We start from the raw sequence: 20,986 nt of genomic DNA, 5'->3' as shown, positions 1-20,986 counted from the left end.
AACTATTTACTTTCAAATTCTTTAAAATCAGCTTTTCTGATTTTTGCATGAATGCCTTTGGTTTTATCTACAACTTGTGAAACTTCAAAATCAGTTGCGGCACTTAAATACGCATACGCTGTTGCTTCATCAATACCATATTCTTGATTTAAGAAACGAATAGCTTCACGTGTAGATTTTTTCATGGCTTCATCTAAATCTTCATCAAGTCCCGGCGTAATCCAAAACTCAGCATTTTCAGCTAAAGGTTGTTTTAAATCTTTACCCGGTATTTTATCTTTACCTGCTTTGAGCAAGGTAAATTTTAGGGTCGCACGTGCTGAAGCTTCTAGTGCAGTTAATGCAACTTCACCATCCCCTTGCGCAAAATGACTATCACCCGTATAGAATAATGCGCCTTTGACCTGAACCGGATAATAGGCTGTTGAACCTGCACCTAGTTCATTAATATCAATATTTCCACCATACATCGCAGGTGGTACAGAATGCACAGGCTCAGAAGTATTTGCCGCTACGCCCATAATTCCCATAAAAGGATACAACGGGAAACGTATTGATTTACCCGATTCTGTTTTTAATACACCTTCATATTCACCTTGAGCATTTTTTTCAATTGGTGTGAAAATTGAGACATTCCCATAACGTTCAGGATGCTCAGCCGACGCATTTTCTTGCTTTGCTTTTTTAGGAAATTCCCCCACTAAAGCACCCTTACCATGTCGATTTGAAATAACACCATAAGGAACACGCGGCTCAACTTTAAGCACTTCAACTTTCAAAATATCACCGGGTTGTGCACCTTCGATCGCAACAGGGCCTGTCACAATATGTGGTCCATCTTTATGAAAATCATGCTTTAAATTTGACTGCGTAATTTTTTTTGCATCTTCCAAGATTTCATTAGATTTTACTCCTTTCGATTGAAAGAACTTTTCAGCGTTACGTCCTTGGTCTTCAAGCAAACCCTCATGAGAAACCGTATCAAATGTCACAACACTGCCCGACGGAACAGTAAGCACGGGTTTAGCGTCCCGATTTGGTAAATAACCCCATATGATGGTGTTTAAAGTAGAAGGAACGTAATAATTACCTTTATATTCGCCACTTTGAAGTTGAGTAGGCTGTTTTGAAATTTGATTTAAAACTTTAAAATCATTGGCATGAGTGAGTGAAATACAAAGTACAGATAAAACCGAAGCTGTCAGGCGTTTAACTTTTAACATGATTTCAGAACCTAAAAAATATGAAAATTACAGTAAGGTCTTGAATAGTTAGCAAGCATTGTGCCAAGGCTAAAGGCTGTGTAATATCTAAAAAGCGCTTCACGTTTAGAAAAAAATAAATAATTTTTTATATTTAATAACTTATCTTTAAATAAAACTAAAACTACGACTTAAGTCTAACTTAAATATTTATTTCTATTTTTATTCATTAATTTTAAATCGTATTAATATTTTTGCTCTCTTCATATACATATTTATAGACTAGCTTATATAACGTACCAAATTAGATCACTTAATAATAATTACATTTACATATAATATAAATTCAGACATGGTTATATATTTTACTTTTATTAATTGAAAGAAAAAATAAGCCCTGAATAATTAAATTCAGGGCTTATTTGTATGATACGAGCTATAAAAGTGACTAAACTGTATGTCCCATGCGCTCGCCCATTACAACCACAGACTCAGCTTTAAAACGTTGTTCCCATTCGATCTTATCTTTTTCAAATAAAATAACTGCTGTAGAACCTAAATAAAAACGTCCAAGCTCAGCACCTTTCTCTAGCTTTAACTGATGATGCTGTAATTCGATACGACCTGAAGGTTTCACTTTACCTGTCGCCACAGTTTCAATACCAGCAACAATCATTGCACCCACTAACACAACAGCCATACGGCCAAGTTCAGTATCAAACAAACACACCATGCGTTCATTGCGGGCAAATAGCCCCGGTACATTTTCAGCAGTCACCTGATTGACCGAAAATAGCTCACCTGGTACATACAAAGTTTCAGTTAATGTACCTGCAAACGGCATATGTACACGGTGGTAATCGCGTGGAGATAGATAGACTGTCGCGAACTCGCCTTCTTGAAACGGCTGAGCAAGTTGAGGATCGCCAATGAGTTTCTCTACAGAGAAGCTTTGGCCTTTTGCTTGAAATACTTCACCCGCAGTAATTTTACCAATCTGAGAAATAGCACCATCAGCAGGTGACACAATGCTATCTGTATTTTCGTCAACTAGACGCACACCATCTTTTAAAGCACGAGTAAAAAAGTCATTAAAAGATTTATATTTCAGTGCATTGCCTTGTTCAGCAATCGATAAATCAATCCCATATTTGGTTTTAAATGCATGAATAACAGCAGTTTTTACAACTGGATTTTCACTCGCAGCAACTTTACCTACCACACGGCTCAATTGATGCTGTGGTACAAGGTTTTGTGCCTTAATAAATAATTCTTTTTTTAATCGAGATGTGAAACTCACGACGGTGATTCTCCAGTAATAATAGGACTATCGAGGCGATTGCCCCATTCACTCCACGCACCATCATAGGCTTTGGCTTCCCAGCCCAAGAGCCTAGCCAAAATATAGGCCAAACCAGAACGGTGATGTGACTGGCAGTACACGACTACAGGTTGCTGTAAATCGAACCCGAGTTGTTCAAGGCGCTGCCGCGTGCGTTCAAGCGGGTGCAATTTTAGATGATTTTGACGATTAAGTGCAGTACTCCATTCAAAATGGAGGGCATTTGGAATGTGACCGCCGCGTCGCGCTGCTAAACGGACCCCACTATATTCATCACTCGTCCGGCAATCCCACAATTGAACATTTTCTTGTTCAACTTGTTGACGTAGTTCTTCATAGTTCACACGAAACTGAGCAGTGTGTGATAAATCAATTTGAATTAAGTCTGCAACAGGAGAAACTTTTTCGACTTCTGCTGTAGTTGGCAACCCAGCTCCTAACCACGCATGAATACCGCCATTAATTAAACTGGTACGGGTGAATCCTAAGCAATGCAAATTCCAGATTAAACGTCCAGCCCATGCCCCGCCCTCATCGTCATAGACCACAACATGATGATTAGGTGAAATATTCAATTTTTCAATCAGTGCTTGTAAACCCGCTTCATCTGGCAAAATGCCAGTGGCTTCTTCGTGTTGGGCTACTAACCATTTAGGCTGTAAGTGAATGGCATGTGGAATATGAAGTTGCTCATAAACAGACGCACGGCTCAAATCTACAATGCGAATATATTCATTGCCTAAATACGGTACTAATTCTTCTGCTTCAATTAATAAATCGAGTTTAAAATCCGGGAGTGTCATCGTCATGGTTTCTTTTTATACCAGCATAATTTCATATTAGCATAAGCATATATCTAACAAACTCTGATTTTCTGCTACTCTTTAGCAGAAAATCAGATATCGGCATTCTTACTTTTAAAGATACAAAATAGTGAGACTATTTTTTACTTAAACCACTTCTTCAAGTTCTTCTATTTCAAAAACCTGACGTAAATAGGCCAAGAAAGTATCGTTATCAGTCATAGTTTTACCGGGACTATCAGAGATTTTCGCAACCGACTGACCATTACATTCGACTAGTTTTAACACAATATTGAGCGGCTTTTGGCCCATGTCATTGGTCAAATTAGTTCCAATACCGAAACTTACCTGAAAACGATCTTTGAAGTATTGATGTAATTCCCATGCTTTTGGCAAATTAAGACCATCGCTAAAAGTCAGCATCTTGGTTTTGGTATCAATTTTTAATTTACGATAATGCGCATAGGCCTTATCGCCCCATTCATAGGGGTCACCGCTGTCATGACGTAAACCATCAAAGAGTTTCGCAAAATACAAGTCAAAATCTCTGAGGAAAGCATCCATACCAACGACGTCAGTTAGGGCAATTCCTAAATCGCCACGATACTCTTGTACCCATGTTTCTAAAGCAGCTTTTTGAAAATCACGCAGTCGTACATCAAGTGCCTGAAAAGCCTGTAGGAATTCATGAGCCATCGTACCGATTGGGGTAATATTTAACTCTTTTGCAAGCAAGACATTACTTGTACCACGGAACACATTTGGTACTGTTTTATGAAAGGCTGCCACCACATGTTTTTGCCATACGAAGCTATAACGGCGACGTGTACCAAAATCAGAAACTAAGAATGGCGGGTCATTCGGTTTTTGTGTTTTTTCATATTCCTGAATCAATTCAAGCTTGGCTTTTAAACGGCGTTCACCTTCAGCCCATACTTCATCGGTTTTGATACGGCTAAAATAAAGTTCATTTACAATTGCCAATACAAAAATTTCAAACATCATGGCTTGAACCATCGGACCTTCAATATGAATATCCAAACGGCCTTCGGCATCGATGCTTGCCTGAATAAAGCGTCGCTTCAGCTGAAATAGTTCTAAATAATCAACAAAGTCACTTTTTATAAAGCGTAATTTACGCAAATATTGAAGCTCGTCTTCTTTATATTTAAGGCTACATAAGTAGTCGAGTTGCTCGTTTAAATCATCCAGAATATCTACTAGTGGGTAGACTGTGTCTTCTAAATTTCTACAGCGGAAATGATAGACACTATGGGTTTGCGGGAATTTATGCAAAACCACTTGTAACATCGTAAATTTGTACAAGTCTGTATCTAGTAAAGAATGGATAATTGGAGACATAGTCAATGATTATTCGCTTGCTTCTTAGCATTAAAGCATATTTTTATAAATCAATTGCGAGCTTTTAGACCATTGTTGCAATTCCATGAAATTTCCTTTTAAAAATCATTTAATTTAAATTCTGCTAAACTAAATCAATTCAATTAATTGCAGAAATTTGCTTTAACTATGCGCGCTTTAATACAACGAGTTCTTGAAGCCAAAGTGGTGGTTGACGGTAAGACTACTGGTGAAATCCAACACGGACTACTGGTTTTTTTAGGCATCGGCCGTGATGACACTTTAGCAATTGGCCAAAAGCTTATTGATAAGATTTTGAAATATCGTATCTTTGATGACGAACAAGGCAAAATGGGCTGGAATGTCTCTCAAGCACATGGTGGAATCCTGCTTGTTTCACAATTTACCCTGATGGCTCAAACGCAAAAAGGTTTACGTCCAGATTTTGGTCCAGCTATGCCACCAGCAGATGCCAAAGCGTTATATGAGCAGCTGGTTGAATATACCCATTCACAATTTGAAAAAGTTCAAACCGGTATTTTTGCAGCCGATATGAAGGTTCATCTCATTAATGATGGCCCTGTGACGTTCAATCTAGAAGTCGAAGCGTAGATATAAAAAAACTCCCAAATGGGAGTTTTTTTATATCTGGCGATTAACGACCAGTTTTCTCTTTAATAAAAGCACGTGCTTGACGTACTTTCTCTTTAACTGGTTTTGGCAACTTAGGTGGAATAAGTCTAGCCACTTGGTTAAACCAAACGAGTAGGCTGAAGTCTCCTTCCATTTTAATACTGCCGTTTTGCATGCCTGTCATAAATGCTGTTGGGTCACCTTTAATCAAAGTTTTTACACCCTGCTCACTATCTGCAAACTGCAAGATAAAGTCAGCTTTTTCAGCTGCACCTGCAACAGTATCAATCTGTCCATTATTAATAATGATCTGACGTGCAACACCTAAATCCGTACCAATCTGAATACGGAACGCGCGGTCATGAATCAATTCAATAAACTTAGGGCTAGTACGTGCCAATTGCTTCATACGCAGCACTAAACCTGCTACCAATAAATCTAACGGGTCTGTACTGACATCAACGAGAGGTAATTTAACTACAGGTATAGAAGAAAGTTTCATGAACATTCACGCCTATTGTATTTTTATGAAAACTGTATAGCAAAACTCAGCAAGGACATACCGTTGCCTGTGTTTTGTGCATCAACTGATAATTTTTAGCTGGCAACGCAATCTAAATGAAACGTCAACAGACGCGTATATCCTAGCATAACTGGCTATTTTTTAATAAATGCTTTGTATAATAAAAATCACGTTTCGTAAATAAAAAAGGCATGCTGTGCATACCTCTTTACCGTTAGATAACAATTTAATTATCGGCTAGAACATTGCTGCTGATCATCTTCATATACTGGCGTGTGTTCTATATATTGGCGATTTGCCAAAGCCTTTTGTGCCTGTTTATCCTCACGTAACAAAACAAATGTAACCATTACCATCGCTAGACTTAGTGCAGTTAAATAACTATATGTGACTGGCATTTCAAAAGTGACTTGAACTCCAAAACGGACCACTTCCAATAGCCCCCAAAAGAACATCCCTGCAAGCATAAAACCAAGCCAACGACGGTAAGGAGAAAAGAAAACAGCAACAAGCGCGACAGCGATCAAGCTGAATCCGGCGATAGCGGCAAAATTCGCTGTTACCATAGAAACCTCCGTCTTAATGAAAACGTCTAAAAAGATTCGGTCTTAAAAACCCGACCTCATTCCAAAAACAACTTTAATTCATAATTTGTGTTGAAGCTTAGGATGCATTATGGATGTTTTTTTTTAGAAAAAAAGACCCGTTTTTTCTTAATGCGACATATTTTGTCGCAACATTCTTTTGTCATTACATTTTTGTAAAATTCAAAAAGTTCGATTTCCTATATGGCATCAATTCTGGCGTGTCATTACAAAAAAATATGCTGTTTTTAAGGACCAAAATAAGTTTTTTTCAGATTTTTTTATTGCCTTTTTTCTGTGCACGATTTGAGCATAACATGCTTGTTTTTATGACTATTCTGCATAAAAAAAGCGCTACTCTGAAGTAGCGCTTAAAGCTTAGCCCTATAGGTTAAGCACGGTTTAAATCTTTATCATGCATGCCAAGTAAATACAGCACCCCATCTAAGCCAACACTTGAAATTGCCTGATTTGCATTTTGACGAACTAAAGGTTTAGCACGATAAGCTACACCAAGCCCTGCAATAGCAAGCATTGGTAAATCGTTTGCGCCATCGCCTACTGCCATGGCTTGTTCTAAAGAAATATCCATTTTATTTGCAAGTTCGCGTAATAGATCAGCTTTACGGGCGCCATCAACAATCGCACCTTTCACTTCACCCGTTACAAAACCATCTTGCACATCTAAAATGTTGGCATGAACTTCATCAATACCAAGTTTACCTTGTAGATATTCAGCAAAATACTGGAATCCACCAGATAAAATTGCCGTTTTATAACCCAGTGCTTTTAAGGTCGAGATAAGACGCTCTGCACCTTCAGTAATGGTTAAACGCTCTGCAATTTTAGGTAAAACAGCAGCATCGAGCCCTTTTAATAATGCAACACGAGCACGGAAGCTTTGCTGAAAATCAAGTTCACCTTGCATCGCTCTTTCAGTAATTTCAGCAACTTGTGCGCCTACCCCTGCTTCAATCGCCAACTCATCAATCACTTCTTGTTCAATGAGTGTTGAATCCATATCAAAACAAACTAAACGACGGTTACGTCGATAAGCATTGTCTTCTTGAACAGCAACATCAATATTTAATTCACTTGAAAGAAGTAAACATGCTGCACGCATAGCTTGTGCATCTAAAGTTGGACCGCTACTTAAACCAAACTGTACACATGCACGACGTGGGAATGCGCTATCCTTTTCAAAGTCGACACGGCCCGATAAACGGGTAACAGTTTCAATGTTAAAGCCTTGGCTAGACACAATTTGTGTAACTGCTTGTAAGTGTGCAGCAGTGAGTTCAGGGGCTAAAGCCGTGACGATATAACGAGTACGACCACCTTCAGTTACCCATTGATCGTATTCTGCGCCTGTGATTGGTTTAAAGCGCACTGTTAAGCCAATATCATGTGCTAAAATCAGAATTTCTTTCATTGCCAATGCGGTCGCAGTTTCATTATCGGAAGCGACTACAATGCCCAATGTGAGTTGATTATGAATAACAGCCTGACCTACATCCAGTATTTGCAATGAATGTACGGATAGTACTTGCATTAATCGGGTAAACTGGTTTGGTTGGTCTGGTCCTAAAAAGGATATAAGAATGATTTCTCGCATGAATTGACTCTAGTCTGAGTGACAACTATTGTAAGAATCATAATCGAATTTCAATATAATTGCCTTGGAAGTTTAACTTGATTGCGCCTAGACAAGGGCTATTTGCTAGCCTACTGATCGTTAGTTTTGCATTGCATACCTTTTTATTGGTGATTGCAACGACACACCAGCTCAATGAAAACCGTGCTAGTCAAGGTCAGCTCATGACCAGTCAGCTCGTTGCAGACAGCTTATCTGAGCTAGAACCTGCCAATACGGTGTCTTTAGCTCTGATTGCCAATCGCTATGCGACCAATCCAAGCGTTGCGTCTATTCGCATTCTTGATGCCAACAAACAAGTGCTGGCAACGAGCGGAATTTCAAAAACTCGCCAAGGTGAGATTTTTGCTCGCGATGCTTTGCAAAACGAAAAGAAAGTGGGCTCTATCGAGATTACGCTTATTCAGCCAAGTATTGGTGAAATTCTGCGCACTCAATGGCTGGCAATCTTAGCTTCTCTGTTTTTGCATGTTTTATTATGGCTTGCTTATCGCGCGATTGCTCGTCCAACTCGTAGCGAATACTTGGCACGCATTAACGAAGAAAACCGCTTGAAACATGAAATTCAGCAGTTAACTCAAGCACTGGCTCTAGAAAAACAAAATACGGTAACGTTGGTTGCTCAAGCTCAGCAACAAGCCAAAGCTAAACCAGCAGTCCGCCAACAAGCCGAAAAAACTTCAGATTCAGCTGATCAACATACTTTGGCACTCAATATTCAGTTTTATGACCCTAAACAGTTATTAAGCAGTGTTAACCAATCGGTATCTGTTCCGTACTTTAAACTCTGTCAGCTCTTTTTAAACAAGAGTATTGAGTTATGCGTGAAACATTACCAATTAAAGTTAGCAGACATTGAAGTTGTAAATGAATTTAATGCTGACGGCGCTACACTTGCGATTTCAACCTCGCATACTCACGCTATAGAGTGTTTACTCATGATTGGAACCGTATTCCAATTGCTCTCTGACGTTTTATATAAACGTTACCGTGAAGATAAACGCTTTGCTTTGCAAACTCGTAGTGCAACTTGTAATGCTGTAGAAGCGATGCAAATTGATGCGAAAGAGGCTGCTCAACGTTTAGCACAGCATCTTCATGCAAAAGAATCTGCTTTATATCTTGAGAATGATCAACTCAAGGCAATTCAAGACAGCTATCAACTGGTTGCAATGCCAAACCCAAGTAATGTGATGACTCGTCATGCCTTTATGATCAATGGCATGAATGCAGAGTGTGCTGAACTTGCTCAAAATATTCGGACTGAGATTTTGATGGGGAAAAAATCAATCCCACAAAATGATAGTCCAAGTAGTGCAGCTTCATAAAAAATAACTGCGTATATCAGAACCTAGCCTTTTGGCTAGGTTTTTTTTATTTAAATTCATTGTTTTTATTTTAAATTATTCCATTTTCTTATGATTTATTTGTATAAATAAAGCTGGATCTATTCTATCTCGTTGCAAAGTTGGATAAATCAGAATCATAGGCAAAATTCTCTAAACAGCGTAAACTATGCAAAATTTATTAAATAGAAATTGTCTAACGACAAAAAAAGGTGAAAGCGAATGCCGCTGAGTCGTGTTGAAGATCTTGTCGCCGATATTCGTGCAGGCAAAATGGTTATCTTGATGGATGACGAAGATCGCGAAAATGAAGGTGATCTTGTCATTGCAGCAACGCATGTTCGTCCTGAAGATATTAACTTCATGATTACCCATGCACGTGGTCTAGTTTGCTTAACGTTAAGCCGTGAGCGCTGTAAGCAGTTAAACCTTCCGTTGATGGTTGACCAAAACGGTGCTCAGCATAGTACAAACTTTACCTTATCAATCGAAGCCGCTGAAGGTATTACGACTGGTATTTCAGCAGCAGAGCGTGCACATACAATTCAAGCTGCTGTCGCAGCGCATGCAAAGCCAAGTGATATTGTACAGCCGGGCCATATTTTCCCGTTAATGGCACAACCAGGTGGAGTTCTACATCGTGCGGGTCATACCGAAGCGGGCTGTGATTTAACACGCTTAGCAGGTCTTGAACCAGCGTCTGTCATTTGTGAAATCATCAATGAAGATGGCACAATGGCACGCCGTGCAGATTTAGAAATTTTTGCCGAGAAGCATGGCTTAAAAATTGGTACAATTGCGGACTTGATTCACTACCGCATGACCAATGAGCAAACGGTTGAACGTCTGGATCAAAAAACCATTCAAACAGAATATGGTTCATTTGAACTCTATCGTTATCGTGAGATTGGTAACCCGGACATCCATTTGGCTTTAGTCAAAGGCGAGCCAAAAGAAGGTGTTACAACAGTACGTGTACATGGTTTCAGTCCAATTCGCGATTTACTTAAGCTAAATAAAGCTGATGGTGAACCTGCGTGGAATCTAGACCGTGCACTACAGACAATTGCAGCGAGTGATCGCGGTGTTTTAGTCTGGATCGGGCAAGATCATTTGCAAGACTTGGGACCAGCGCTGGATGATTTAAATAAGCCGAAACCGGTGAAATCCAATGCAGCACTTTCACATCAATATCAAACCATTGGTGTAGGCGCTCAAATTTTGCGTGACTTAGGTGTTGAAAAAATGAAGCTTCTTAGCTCACCATTACGTTTCAATGCTTTATCTGGCTTTAATTTAGAAGTAGTGGAATATATCACTGCTGATCAAATCACAACGAAATAATCGAGGTTGCTATGGCAATTCGCCGTATTGAAGGTTTATTACATCTCGCAAGCGAAGGACGTTATGCGATTTTAGTGGGTCGTTTCAACAGTTTTGTTGTTGAACACTTATTGGATGGTGCAATCGACACATTAAAACGTCATGGTGTAAATGAAGATAACATTACTGTTATTCATGCTCCTGGCGCATGGGAACTCCCGATTGTTGCTAAAAAATTAGCTACATCAAATCAATTTGATGCAATCATCGCACTTGGTGCAGTTATTCGTGGTAGCACACCACACTTTGACTTCGTTGCTGGTGAATGTGCAAAAGGTTTAGGTGTAGTCGCGTTAGAAAGCAGCTTGCCTGTCATCAATGGTGTATTAACTACTGATAGCATCGAGCAAGCCATCGAACGTTCAGGTACAAAAGCAGGAAACAAAGGTAGCGAAGCTGCTTTAACTGCAATTGAAATGGTTAATTTATTAAAGGCAATTTAAAGCATGTCTCAAACACTGCAAGCCGCTTATGCAGCAAAACGCAAAGCACGTCGTTTTGCTGTACAAGGTATTTATGAGTGGCAAATGAGTCACAATCCTGTACATGAAATCGAAGCACGTACTCGTGCTGAAAATGCCATGCACAAGGTAGACTTAAATTACTATCACGAACTATTAACGCAAGTGATTGCACTACGCGACGAACTTGATGCATTACTCATTCCGGTACTTGACCGTGAACTTGATGCACTTGATGGTGTAGAGCTCGCAACCTTACGTTTAGGTGCTTATGAGTTACGTGATCATTTAGAAGTACCTTATCGTGTAGTTCTTGATGAAGCCATTGAACTCGCCAAACACTTTGGTGGAGCAGATAGCCATAAATACATTAATGGCGTTTTAGATCGTTTAAGTTCAACACTACGTAGTGCTGAAAAACAACAAGCAAACTAATAGGTTTGAAGTTGATATGGCTGAGTTTTCTATTATTGACCAATACTTTAACAGACAATCTTATACAGATGTCACCTTAGGTATTGGAGATGACTCAGCCTTAATCACCCCTCCCCAAAATCAACAATTGGTGATCTGTGCAGATACACTAGTTGCTGGTCGTCACTTTCCTCTGAATACCTCTGCGCATGCAATTGGCTGGAAAAGTGTGGCTGTAAATCTTTCAGATATTGCTGCCATGGGTGCTAAACCCCATAGTATTTTACTTGCGTTAAGCCTACCTACCATTGACCATGAATGGCTCGAAGGATTCAGTCAAGGCATCTATGACTGCTGTAATCAATTTGGTGTTGCTCTCATTGGTGGAGATACAACCCAAGGTCCACATCTGACTATTACGGTTACGGCAATGGGCTGGATTGAAGCTGGACAAGCTGTGTTACGTTCAGGTGCAAAAGTCGGTGACTATGTTTGTGTAAGTGGTCAAGTTGGGGATGCAGCTTATGGTTTACAACACCTAGGTCATCCATTACAAAAAAGACTAGACTACCCCACACCACGTTGTCAGCTTGGACAACAGTTGAAGGGCCTTGCTTCTAGCATGATTGATATTTCTGATGGATTAGCCCAAGATTTAGGCCATATTTTAAAAGCCTCGCATGTCGGTGCTCGATTATTTTTAGAAAAGTTACCGATTGATTCAACGCTAGAAAAACTACCAGAACAGCAGCGCTGGCAATATGCACTAGCTGGTGGTGATGACTACGAATTATGTTTTACAATAACACCGCAAAATTATGAAAAACTTTTGCAAAAACAACTAGACATTAAGATTACAATGATCGGACAGATCGTTGAGCAAACTCAACTAACTTTTGAGCATTTGGGTTCGGATTACCCATTGCAAATTCATGGATACCAACACTTTGCATAAGCCGCCGATTCATTTTAAAGACATGTCTTGGTTCAACCGCTGCATCGTTTTCTGTGGAGTTGGTTTCGGATCTGGTCTCGCACCTAAAGCCCCTGGTACCTTTGGCTCTGCCTTTGCCCTACTCTTCGTTCCGATCTGGTTATCGCTTGGATTTAACTTAAGCTTAATCGCGATGATTATCATGTCCTTGGTCGGAATTTATATTTGTGGGCAAACGGCAAAAGTCATAGATGTACACGATGATGGTCGAATTGTGTGGGATGAATTTGCAGGGCAATCTATTACCTTTCTTCCTCTCATTTATTTACAACAAATGAACTGGATGTGGGTGATCGTCGGCTTCATATTATTTCGAATTTTCGATGTTTGGAAACCTTGGCCTATACGTGTTATTGATCGTCAAGTGCATGGTGGTTTTGGTATCATGCTTGACGATATTATTGCCGGTGTATGGGCTGCTCTTTGTACACTAATTATTATCCATTTGACTTAATCATTAGAGTTATACATGTCAACTACTGTCATTATTCTTGCTGCTGGCAAAGGAACGCGTATGCGTTCTCAGCTTCCTAAAGTATTACAACCTTTAGCAGGTCGCCCACTATTAGGGCATGTCATTCAAACAGCAAAACAATTACAAGCTAAAAATATTATTACGATTTATGGTCATGGTGGTGACCGCGTACAACAAACATTTGCCCAAGAAAATGTTCAATGGGTTGAACAAGCTGAACAACTTGGTACAGGCCATGCTGTACAAATGACCTTGCCCGTACTTCCTAAAGAAGGTGTTTCACTGATTTTATCAGGCGATGTGCCATGTATTAATGCTAATACGCTACAAAAATTATTAGATGCATCGACCCAAACAGGAATTGGCTTAGTTACGCTCACTGTAGATGATGCAACAGGTTATGGCCGTATTGTGCGCCAAGATGGCAAAATTCAAGCCATTGTTGAACATAAAGATGCAAATGAAGCACAACGCCAAATTAAAGAGTTCAATACAGGTATTTACTGTGTTAGCAACGCAAAACTTCATGAGTGGTTGCCTAAACTTTCAAATGAAAATGCACAGGGTGAATATTACCTAACAGACATCGTTGCAATGGCAATTGCAGATGGCTTAGAAGTTGCCTCTGTTGAACCAGAGCTTGCTTTTGAAGTTGAAGGGGTTAATGACCGCTTACAACTTGCAGCTCTAGAACGCCAGTTCCAGCAAGAACAAGTCAAAAAGCTAATGCAGCAAGGCGTAATGTTCTTTGATCCTGCACGTTTTGATTTACGTGGCTCTGTAAAAGTTGGACAAGACGTTCGTATTGACATCAATGTTATTATTGAAGGTGAATGTGAGCTTGGTGATTTTGTAGAAATCGGCGCTGGCTGTATTCTAAAGAACACCAAAATTGCAGCAGGCACTAAAGTTCAGGCCTATAGCGTTTTTGATGGCGCAGTTGTAGGTGAAAATGCTCAGATTGGACCATTTGCACGCTTGCGCCCAGGGGCTAAATTGGCAAATGAAGTGCATATTGGCAACTTTGTTGAAGTTAAAAACACATCAATTGGATTAGGTAGTAAAGCTAATCATTTCACCTATTTAGGTGATGCAGAAATTGGTGCTGAATCAAATATTGGGGCAGGTACAATTACTTGCAATTATGACGGTGCAAATAAACACAAAACCACTATTGGCGATGCAGTTTTTATCGGTTCTAATAGCTCGCTGGTTGCTCCTGTGACCATTGGGAATGGTGCAACAGTCGGTGCGGGTTCTGTGATTACGAAAGATGTAGCTGAACAAAGTCTATCCTTTGAACGTGCGCAACAAATTTCTAAAGCAAATTATCAACGTCCCCAAAAGGTTAAAAAATAAGAGGATTGAAGTATGTGTGGTATCGTCGGAGGCGTTGCAGAGCGTTGTGTAACCGAAATTCTAATTGAAGGTTTAAAACGTCTTGAATACCGTGGTTATGATTCTGCGGGTGTTGCTTTACTAAATAATCAACAAATTTTACGTGAGCGCCGTGTAGGTAAAGTCATCAATCTTGCAGATGCAGTTGCTGAACACCAACTGACAGGCGCTATCGGCATTGCGCATACACGCTGGGCAACCCATGGTAAGCCAACTGAAAACAATGCTCACCCGCATATGTCTGGTAAGGTTGCTGTTGTACATAACGGTATCATTGAAAACTATCAAGAACTAAAAGATGACCTTCAAGCTTTAGGTTATGTTTTTACTTCTCAAACAGATACTGAAGTTGTTGCTCACTTAGTTGCTGAAGCTCTAAAAAGCACAGATAGCCTTTTAGAAGCCGTTGAAACTGTTGTACCTCAGCTTAAAGGTGCTTACGCGCTAGGTATTATCCACAGCGATTATCCAGATGAACTCATTACTGTACGTGAAGGTTCACCTTTAGTCATTGGCGTAGGTATTGGTGAAAACTTTATTAGTTCAGACCAACTTGCACTTTTACCAGTGACAAACCGCTTTATGTACCTAGAAGAAGGTGATATTGCACGTCTTACTCGCACTTCAATTGAAGTATTTGTAAATGGCGAACCTGTTGAACGTCCAGTAAGAGAGCTTGATGCAACCGTAAGTAGTGCATCAAAAGGTGAATACAAGCACTACATGCTCAAAGAAATTTATGAGCAACCAGAAGCAATCAAGCAAACTATTTCTCAAGCGCTTGATGGCAACAGTTTACGTGATGATTTCTTGAAAAATTCTGAAGCAGATTTCAACAAAATTCAAAGCGTACAAATCATTGCTTGTGGTACAAGTTACCACTCAGGAATGATTGCGAAATATTGGTTTGAACAACTGATTGGTGTGCCTTGCCAAGTTGAAATCGCGAGTGAATTCCGCTATCGCACCCCTGTAATTGTTGAAAATACACTTTATATTTGTATTTCACAGTCAGGTGAAACTGCTGATACTTTAGCGGCACTACGTGAAACTCAAAAACGTGCGAAAGCAAACAATATCGATATTCAGACTTTGACTATCTGTAACGTTGCGACGTCTTCAATGGTTCGTGAAACTGATCATCACTTATTGACTCTTGCGGGTCCTGAAATTGGTGTTGCATCAACTAAAGCGTTTACGACTCAGCTCGCTGCGCTTATGTTGTTAATCTTAAAAATTGGTCAAGTTAAACAACGTGTTAGCCCTGCTGTTCTTGAAGAAATTACGCGTGAGCTATGGCACAGCCCGAAAGTTATTCTTGATACGCTTAAAAATGACCCAGAAATTTTGCGTTTGTCTGAATTATTCGTTGAAAAAAATCACTGCTTATTCTTAGGTCGTGGTACGAATTATCCAATCGCATTAGAAGGTGCATTAAAGCTGAAAGAAATTTCATATATTCACGCAGAAGGTTATGCGGCTGGTGAGTTAAAACATGGGCCATTGGCACTCGTTGATAATGAAATGCCAATCGTGATTCTTGCTCCAAATGATGAAATGCTTGATAAGCTAAAATCAAATATGGAAGAAGTTCAGGCACGTGGTGGTGAATTATTTGTTTTCGCTGATGAAAATAGCGGAATCAATGAAAAAGACCGTCAACATGTTGTGCATATTCCAGCAGTAAACGAATGGCTAGCTCCAATTGTTTATAGCGTACCAGTTCAGTTGTTGTCTTATCACGTTGCTGTATTACGTGGTACAGACGTTGACCAGCCACGTAACTTGGCTAAGTCAGTAACTGTAGAGTAATTCAAAAAAGATCATTATTAAGGCATCACCTGCTTTAATAACTGATTGATTAAGCCCGATATGTGTAAGTCATATCGGGCTTTTTTATTGCATTCATATCGCTACACAGCCCCTTTCCCGTGAAAGAAAATAGAGAACACTCCCCTAGGACTCTGTGCCACAACGGACTTTTTACTTTTGCGCTGATTTAAAGTTTGAGAGATCATTGCGACACAGAGATAAAGGAGCTAAGCGAACTTAGCCCATTTCAGTTTTATTGCAGCGTTGAATGCTGCTAAACAAGTTAGGGGCAAAGTCCTGTGGGAGAACAGGACTTTGCAAACTGGTGTGTTTTAAACGTTGTACGGTTTGAGGTGAATAAACCTGTTCAAGCTGTTGGCAAATACAATCGCAACTGGCTTGCATGTGTTCACCTGACAAACAAATTCTTTTAAATTCCTGCTGAGCATTGGCGTCATCATTTGTAATACTGTAAGCACCGACCACAAGGTTTAAAAACAATATAAATTTATGAAATTTCATATTATTCTCATGATTATTTATATCTTTAAATAAAATAAAAATATTATTCGTTAAATATTAAAATATTTTTTAAATAATAATTAATCCTCCCACAAATACAGGAAAATAAAATAATTAAGATTTTAAAATAAAAAAAATTATAAATTTAAAATACAAGGTTGCAAAAACCCAAATTTTAAATAAATAAAATAGTTAAATAAGAGAGAAAATGAGTTTGAATAGTGGCATAGCCAACTCCTTAAAAATGGAGTCCTACCACCAAATCACCGTCAATTGATTAGGGTGGCAGAACGAAAGAGGGTTGACAGACTGGTGCCCATAGAGACCAGCACGCACGGGGCGTCCCCCTTCCGTCCTACCGCAAAGAAAGGGGACGCAAGGGTCTAACGACTTATAGTAGAACTATAATCCGCTATGGGGACTTACGGTCTGTCAAAACCGTCTGGCAATGTAGGCCAGCAACGAAATAATAATCGGTATAATAAAGAACGTCAATTTATTTTAATGAAAAAGTTTAAATATAATAATTTAATTAATGTTCAAATAATATTATCCTTATTTTTATATTTACATCTTTTAATTAAATTTAAAATATAGAATTGGGTTATATATTTTTAGTTAATAAAATAGATTAATCGTTAAGTAATTTAAAAATATATCGTTGTCAAAGCAGCCATAACTTTGATAACTCATCTATTAAAAAGCCTGATATGTCTTTGAAATACATATTGGAATTTTTTATTGCGTTCATAAAGCTCAAAAACATAGTGGCAGCCTTTTATTAAGCAATTCTAATAAATACAATTAAATCAATATGTTATATACAAAAACCAACAAAAACAGTTGGGTTTATATGTGGGAAATTATGGTATAAATCACGCTTCGAAATTTACTTGATAACTATTAATTTCGACAATTACAAAAACTTTCTAATTATAAGGAGTGACTTATCATGGCTAACGGATTCCCAGAAGGAAACTTTAGAATCGTTAACAAAGCGACAGGTGCATGTATCGCAAGTCAATACGGTGGCCAAACCCATAGTTTACAAGATGCAGTAACTGCACGTGGTGAAACGGGTAAGTTAGCTTACTCTCATACAAATGACCGACTATTTACGGTACATGACAAGGTTAAAAACATAGAAGAAGAGCTTTGGTATTTTGACAGTCACGCAGACAGTTGGGGTTACAGAGTGAATATGCTATACAACAAAGTTAAAGATATCCGTTCTAGTTGGGTATTAGGCGCTTCTGTTGAGGCAAAGCCAGTTGCCTATAAATTATTAGATAAAGACTTAGAAAACTTTCTTGAGCTTTTACCAAAACAAGATGAACAAACCCTAGCTCACTTAAGAACCAGTGATTTTCTGGATACTGTTCATTTATTAGAAACATTTATTGATATTAATGGCGAAGAAACGATTAAATCGGAACTGATTGGTAAACTTGATGATAAAAAGTTAGATGAATATTTAAACAATGCATTGGCTCATGATGCACTTCGTGGCATTGAGCAGAAGTTCCACGAATATGCTTCCTCTCCTTTTCTAGGTTTAAATATTCCTGAACTTGAAGGTTTGTCCGCAAATCCTTTCACTCAGCACAATGAACAACTCTATAAGATCATTCTTGTCTCTATTCAATTAGATATCTTGGATCAAAAAGATTGGAGTTCATATTCACAGTTCAGGTTGCATTTAAGACATCAAAATATTAATCGTCTTCTAGAAAATCTTAAAAAAGATAATCTTGAGAAACTACAAAATAAAGTACAGACAGAGTTTAAAAATGTAGAAGACCCTCAAAAAGAAGCAGTAAAAATTATTCACGAACTTAGCAAAGCCCTCAATTTAAGTACCAATGAAAAAAATATAAATACTGCCAAAAAGATTTTGCAGACAGGCTTAAAGTCAAATGAGTCTTTTGAGCAGCTCCAAACAGCATTAAACAGTACCAATGGTAAAGAATTACAAGCAGTTAATGTGTATGGTGGTGATATTTTCTTACAAGGCGCTGGTCGTCAGTATCAAACTAAGTGGGCATTTGAAGATGGCTATATCTTTGTAGAAGGTAAACCAGATGCAGTACTGACATGCTTAGGTGATACGCATGTATATATCAGTCATCGATCTGATGACCCAAGTCAGCATTGGGAACTTAAAAGAGCTTAATTTGAGCTAGAACATAAGATGGCAAGAGAAAGCTCTCTTACCATCTTTATAAAATTTATATTGCAATATCTTTTACAGGTAAATGCTTACCTAACAAAGAAAAACTAACATCCGCAACTTCCAACGGGTCTGAACTGGTCCAAATGATATGACTCCCCTCATTTGGACTTTGTGAATTTAAATCATATTTCTTTAACTGGCGGATTAAATGCGCTGTAACTGCTTCTGATGGCTCAATAATTTGGATATCAGAGCCAACAAGACCCTGAATAATATTTGAAACAAATGGATAGTGTGTACAACCTAGAATAATCGTATCAACCTTTTGTTCTACCAGTGGATCTAAGATATTTTTTAGATAGCTTTTAACCTCAGCAGTATGCGCTTTGCCATTTTCAATTTTTTCGGCCAGACCAATACATGGCACTAAAGACACTTTGATATCTTGTGCGTAAGTCTCAATTAAACTTTCTAGATTTTTTCCTTTAACCGTAGTTGCAGTTGCCAAGACAGCAATATGCTTACTTTGTGTGATTGCTACAGCAGGTTTTACCGCGGGTTCTATGGCAATAAGTGGCACATTAATTTGCGCTCTAATCGTTTCAATCGCTACAGCAGTCATCGTATTACAAGCAACAACAATCGCTTTGCAATTCCCGTCATTTATAAGATTTGAGATTAAATGAGTAGTTCTTGAAACAATCCAGTCGCTATCTTTGTCGCCATAAGGAACATATTTTGAGTCTGCAAAGTAAATAATATCTTCATTCGGAAGCGCCTGCCGAATGTATTTAAATAGAGACAGCCCACCTAAACCAGAATCAATCATTCCAATCGGGTTATTCTTCTGGTCCATTATTTTTCCAATTTAAAATTCTAAAAGAAACTCTATTTTTCATTATTATATTATATTTTTAGTGCCCTTTTAAATCAGGCCTTAACTGAAGACCTGACTTAAAATCATATTATTTAACTTATTGATTAAATAAGTATTGATAAACAATATATGCAGCCAGTTTTGCTGTTCTATTATCTAAATCAAATTTTGGATTGCACTCGGCAATATCTAAAAGTTTGATCTTGCCGCTCTCTTGAAGATGCTTAAAAATTGCCTCAAAAGTGGCTAAATCAATTCCTTTTACAGCTGGCGCACTTACACCAGGTGCAACCGCAGCAGCAAAGACATCTAAATCAATCGTAACGTACAAACAGTCTACTTTTTCAATAAAAGCATCAACCGCCGCAAGCACGTTGTTTAGGTTAAAAATATTAACCTCATGATCGCGTAAATATGAACAATTTAGCGCATCGGCTGTATCAAACAAAACTTTAGTATTGGCATGGTTGGCGACCCCAATACATAAATAATTAAATTGTTTTTGATGCTGTTCTGAAAGTCGCGCTGCTTGTAAAAAAGGTGTTCCAGAGGTGGCATGCTCTGCTTCACGCAAATCAAAATGGGCATCGAAATTAATAATGCCTATTTTTTTATCTGGTGCGTGAGCTTGTACATATTGGAATAAGCCGCTAAAGCTACCAAATGCAACTTCATGTCCACCACCAAGTACAATAGGTTTTAAACCATTTTGTAGGCTAGTTGCGACTTGCTCCGCCAACTCGGTTTGGGCTTGCTCTAAATTGCCATATTCACAAGTTACTGTACCTAAATCGACCATACTCACTGGACGATGGATAGGTAAATTGGCAAGCTGATTACGGATTGCATCTGGCGCATCGGCAGCACCGACTCGACCTTTATTACGTTTCACGCCTTCATCAGAGCTAAAACCAATCAGCGCAAATTCGGCATGTTGGGTTTTATTCATAATATGGTGAATACGTTGGTGTGCTTCACCTTCGCCATCATGGCGGCCTTGCCATTTAAATGTGTGATTCATATGACAC

At 38.7% G+C, this 20,986-nt stretch carries 19 protein-coding genes and 1 pseudogene; 10 read left to right on the top strand and 10 right to left on the bottom strand.

The features are described from left to right. Positions 1-2: 2 nt before the first annotated feature. The 4 genes from MMY79_RS00490 to pncB all read right to left on the bottom strand — a co-directional run bounded on the left by MMY79_RS00490 (position 3) and on the right by pncB (position 4,709). Positions 3-1,223, bottom strand: coding sequence for an acetamidase/formamidase family protein (locus tag MMY79_RS00490; RefSeq protein WP_252611208.1), 1,221 nt, complete (start codon positions 1,221-1,223; stop codon positions 3-5). Positions 1,224-1,650: 427 nt separating this feature from the next. Then, complete coding sequence (gene asd / locus MMY79_RS00485) at positions 1,651-2,502, bottom strand: archaetidylserine decarboxylase (RefSeq protein WP_252611207.1); 852 nt, start codon at positions 2,500-2,502, stop codon at positions 1,651-1,653. Then, complete coding sequence (locus tag MMY79_RS00480; protein WP_252611206.1) at positions 2,499-3,347, bottom strand: rhodanese-like domain-containing protein; 849 nt, start codon at positions 3,345-3,347, stop codon at positions 2,499-2,501. Before MMY79_RS00480 ends, asd begins: the two co-directional genes overlap by 4 nt. 147 nt (positions 3,348-3,494) lie before the next feature. Then, positions 3,495-4,709 carry a nicotinate phosphoribosyltransferase gene (gene pncB / locus MMY79_RS00475; RefSeq protein ID WP_198078361.1) on the bottom strand — a complete coding sequence of 405 codons (1,215 nt, stop codon included), beginning with the start codon at positions 4,707-4,709 and terminating at the stop codon, positions 3,495-3,497. 168 nt (positions 4,710-4,877) lie between these two features. On the opposite strand from pncB, the gene dtd reads away from it, so the two are divergent. Continuing rightward, entirely contained in the window at positions 4,878-5,321 is a 444-nt protein-coding gene (gene dtd, locus MMY79_RS00470; protein WP_252611205.1) for a D-aminoacyl-tRNA deacylase, read from the top strand. 43 nt (positions 5,322-5,364) lie between these two features. Here dtd and MMY79_RS00465 read toward each other — a convergent pair whose 3' ends face one another. The 3 genes from MMY79_RS00465 to serB all read right to left on the bottom strand — a co-directional run bounded on the left by MMY79_RS00465 (position 5,365) and on the right by serB (position 8,064). After that, positions 5,365-5,844, bottom strand: coding sequence for an SCP-2 sterol transfer family protein (locus MMY79_RS00465; protein WP_151963730.1), 480 nt, complete (start codon positions 5,842-5,844; stop codon positions 5,365-5,367). 251 nt (positions 5,845-6,095) lie between these two features. After that, positions 6,096-6,431, bottom strand: coding sequence for a ciprofloxacin tolerance protein AciT (gene aciT, locus MMY79_RS00460; protein ID WP_004704819.1), 336 nt, complete (start codon positions 6,429-6,431; stop codon positions 6,096-6,098). Positions 6,432-6,840: 409 nt separating this feature from the next. Beyond that, positions 6,841-8,064: a phosphoserine phosphatase SerB gene (gene serB, locus MMY79_RS00455; protein ID WP_252611204.1), complete on the bottom strand. Its 1,224-nt coding sequence runs from the start codon at positions 8,062-8,064 to the stop codon at positions 6,841-6,843. A 59-nt stretch (positions 8,065-8,123) separates the two neighbouring features. Here serB and MMY79_RS00450 point away from each other — a divergent pair, with 59 nt between their 5' ends. From MMY79_RS00450 to glmS, 8 genes are all read left to right on the top strand, one after another. Continuing rightward, a complete protein-coding gene (locus MMY79_RS00450) occupies positions 8,124-9,431 on the top strand; it encodes a hypothetical protein (RefSeq protein WP_252611203.1) in 1,308 nt (435 codons plus the stop codon). A 240-nt stretch (positions 9,432-9,671) separates the two neighbouring features. Beyond that, the gene (gene ribBA / locus MMY79_RS00445; protein WP_016139809.1) at positions 9,672-10,793 is read left to right on the top strand and encodes a bifunctional 3,4-dihydroxy-2-butanone-4-phosphate synthase/GTP cyclohydrolase II; all 1,122 of its coding nucleotides are present in this window, start codon (positions 9,672-9,674) and stop codon (positions 10,791-10,793) included. An 11-nt stretch (positions 10,794-10,804) separates the two neighbouring features. Next, positions 10,805-11,275, top strand: coding sequence for a 6,7-dimethyl-8-ribityllumazine synthase (gene ribE, locus MMY79_RS00440; protein ID WP_002119264.1), 471 nt, complete (start codon positions 10,805-10,807; stop codon positions 11,273-11,275). A gap of 3 nt (positions 11,276-11,278) precedes the next feature. Further along, the gene (gene nusB, locus MMY79_RS00435) at positions 11,279-11,728 is read left to right on the top strand and encodes a transcription antitermination factor NusB (protein ID WP_252611201.1); all 450 of its coding nucleotides are present in this window, start codon (positions 11,279-11,281) and stop codon (positions 11,726-11,728) included. A 16-nt stretch (positions 11,729-11,744) separates the two neighbouring features. Further along, positions 11,745-12,662, top strand: coding sequence for a thiamine-phosphate kinase (gene thiL / locus MMY79_RS00430; RefSeq protein ID WP_252611199.1), 918 nt, complete (start codon positions 11,745-11,747; stop codon positions 12,660-12,662). Continuing rightward, positions 12,640-13,155 (top strand): phosphatidylglycerophosphatase A, encoded by a 516-nt coding sequence (locus MMY79_RS00425; protein WP_133747300.1) that lies wholly within the window; start codon positions 12,640-12,642, stop codon positions 13,153-13,155. The genes thiL and MMY79_RS00425 overlap by 23 nt, the downstream gene beginning before the upstream one ends. Positions 13,156-13,170: 15 nt before the next feature. Then, positions 13,171-14,535: a bifunctional UDP-N-acetylglucosamine diphosphorylase/glucosamine-1-phosphate N-acetyltransferase GlmU gene (glmU, locus tag MMY79_RS00420; protein WP_005300484.1), complete on the top strand. Its 1,365-nt coding sequence runs from the start codon at positions 13,171-13,173 to the stop codon at positions 14,533-14,535. A gap of 12 nt (positions 14,536-14,547) precedes the next feature. Beyond that, positions 14,548-16,386: a glutamine--fructose-6-phosphate transaminase (isomerizing) gene (gene glmS / locus MMY79_RS00415; protein WP_252611197.1), complete on the top strand. Its 1,839-nt coding sequence runs from the start codon at positions 14,548-14,550 to the stop codon at positions 16,384-16,386. Positions 16,387-16,613: 227 nt separating this feature from the next. Here the strand turns inward: glmS and MMY79_RS00410 are convergent. Then, positions 16,614-16,908 (bottom strand): annotated as a pseudogene (locus MMY79_RS00410) (hypothetical protein). 952 nt (positions 16,909-17,860) lie between these two features. Here MMY79_RS00410 and MMY79_RS00405 point away from each other — a divergent pair. Next, on the top strand, positions 17,861-19,081 hold the full coding sequence (locus MMY79_RS00405; protein WP_252611195.1) for a hypothetical protein: 1,221 nt from the start codon (positions 17,861-17,863) through the stop codon (positions 19,079-19,081). A gap of 55 nt (positions 19,082-19,136) precedes the next feature. Here MMY79_RS00405 and murI read toward each other — a convergent pair whose 3' ends face one another. Beyond that, positions 19,137-19,937: a glutamate racemase gene (gene murI, locus MMY79_RS00400; RefSeq protein ID WP_252611193.1), complete on the bottom strand. Its 801-nt coding sequence runs from the start codon at positions 19,935-19,937 to the stop codon at positions 19,137-19,139. Between the two features lie 118 nt (positions 19,938-20,055). Beyond that, on the bottom strand, positions 20,056-20,979 hold the full coding sequence (gene hutG, locus MMY79_RS00395) for a formimidoylglutamase (RefSeq protein WP_252611190.1): 924 nt from the start codon (positions 20,977-20,979) through the stop codon (positions 20,056-20,058). Positions 20,980-20,986: the final 7 nt, after the last annotated feature.

It is taken from the genome of Acinetobacter sp. XS-4 (assembly GCF_023920705.1).
Lineage (GTDB): Bacteria > Pseudomonadota > Gammaproteobacteria > Pseudomonadales > Moraxellaceae > Acinetobacter.
Note: the sequence above shows the minus strand (reverse complement) of the source record. Positions and strands in the feature narration are given on the sequence as shown.

What these genes read in the sequence shown, in the direction of transcription:
- MMY79_RS00490 (WP_252611208.1), bottom strand. Translation starts at nt 1,223, where the DNA reads ATGTTAAAAGTTAAACGCCTGACAGCTTCGGTTTTATCTGTACTTTGT.
- MMY79_RS00480 (WP_252611206.1), bottom strand. Translation starts at nt 3,347, where the DNA reads ATGACACTCCCGGATTTTAAACTCGATTTATTAATTGAAGCAGAAGAA.
- pncB (WP_198078361.1), bottom strand. Translation starts at nt 4,709, where the DNA reads ATGTCTCCAATTATCCATTCTTTACTAGATACAGACTTGTACAAATTT.
- dtd (WP_252611205.1), top strand. Translation starts at nt 4,878, where the DNA reads ATGCGCGCTTTAATACAACGAGTTCTTGAAGCCAAAGTGGTGGTTGAC.
- MMY79_RS00465 (WP_151963730.1), bottom strand. Translation starts at nt 5,844, where the DNA reads ATGAAACTTTCTTCTATACCTGTAGTTAAATTACCTCTCGTTGATGTC.
- aciT (WP_004704819.1), bottom strand. Translation starts at nt 6,431, where the DNA reads ATGGTAACAGCGAATTTTGCCGCTATCGCCGGATTCAGCTTGATCGCT.
- serB (WP_252611204.1), bottom strand. Translation starts at nt 8,064, where the DNA reads ATGCGAGAAATCATTCTTATATCCTTTTTAGGACCAGACCAACCAAAC.
- ribBA (WP_016139809.1), top strand. Translation starts at nt 9,672, where the DNA reads ATGCCGCTGAGTCGTGTTGAAGATCTTGTCGCCGATATTCGTGCAGGC.
- ribE (WP_002119264.1), top strand. Translation starts at nt 10,805, where the DNA reads ATGGCAATTCGCCGTATTGAAGGTTTATTACATCTCGCAAGCGAAGGA.
- nusB (WP_252611201.1), top strand. Translation starts at nt 11,279, where the DNA reads ATGTCTCAAACACTGCAAGCCGCTTATGCAGCAAAACGCAAAGCACGT.
- thiL (WP_252611199.1), top strand. Translation starts at nt 11,745, where the DNA reads ATGGCTGAGTTTTCTATTATTGACCAATACTTTAACAGACAATCTTAT.
- MMY79_RS00425 (WP_133747300.1), top strand. Translation starts at nt 12,640, where the DNA reads ATGGATACCAACACTTTGCATAAGCCGCCGATTCATTTTAAAGACATG.
- glmU (WP_005300484.1), top strand. Translation starts at nt 13,171, where the DNA reads ATGTCAACTACTGTCATTATTCTTGCTGCTGGCAAAGGAACGCGTATG.
- glmS (WP_252611197.1), top strand. Translation starts at nt 14,548, where the DNA reads ATGTGTGGTATCGTCGGAGGCGTTGCAGAGCGTTGTGTAACCGAAATT.
- MMY79_RS00405 (WP_252611195.1), top strand. Translation starts at nt 17,861, where the DNA reads ATGGCTAACGGATTCCCAGAAGGAAACTTTAGAATCGTTAACAAAGCG.
- murI (WP_252611193.1), bottom strand. Translation starts at nt 19,937, where the DNA reads ATGGACCAGAAGAATAACCCGATTGGAATGATTGATTCTGGTTTAGGT.
- hutG (WP_252611190.1), bottom strand. Translation starts at nt 20,979, where the DNA reads ATGAATCACACATTTAAATGGCAAGGCCGCCATGATGGCGAAGGTGAA.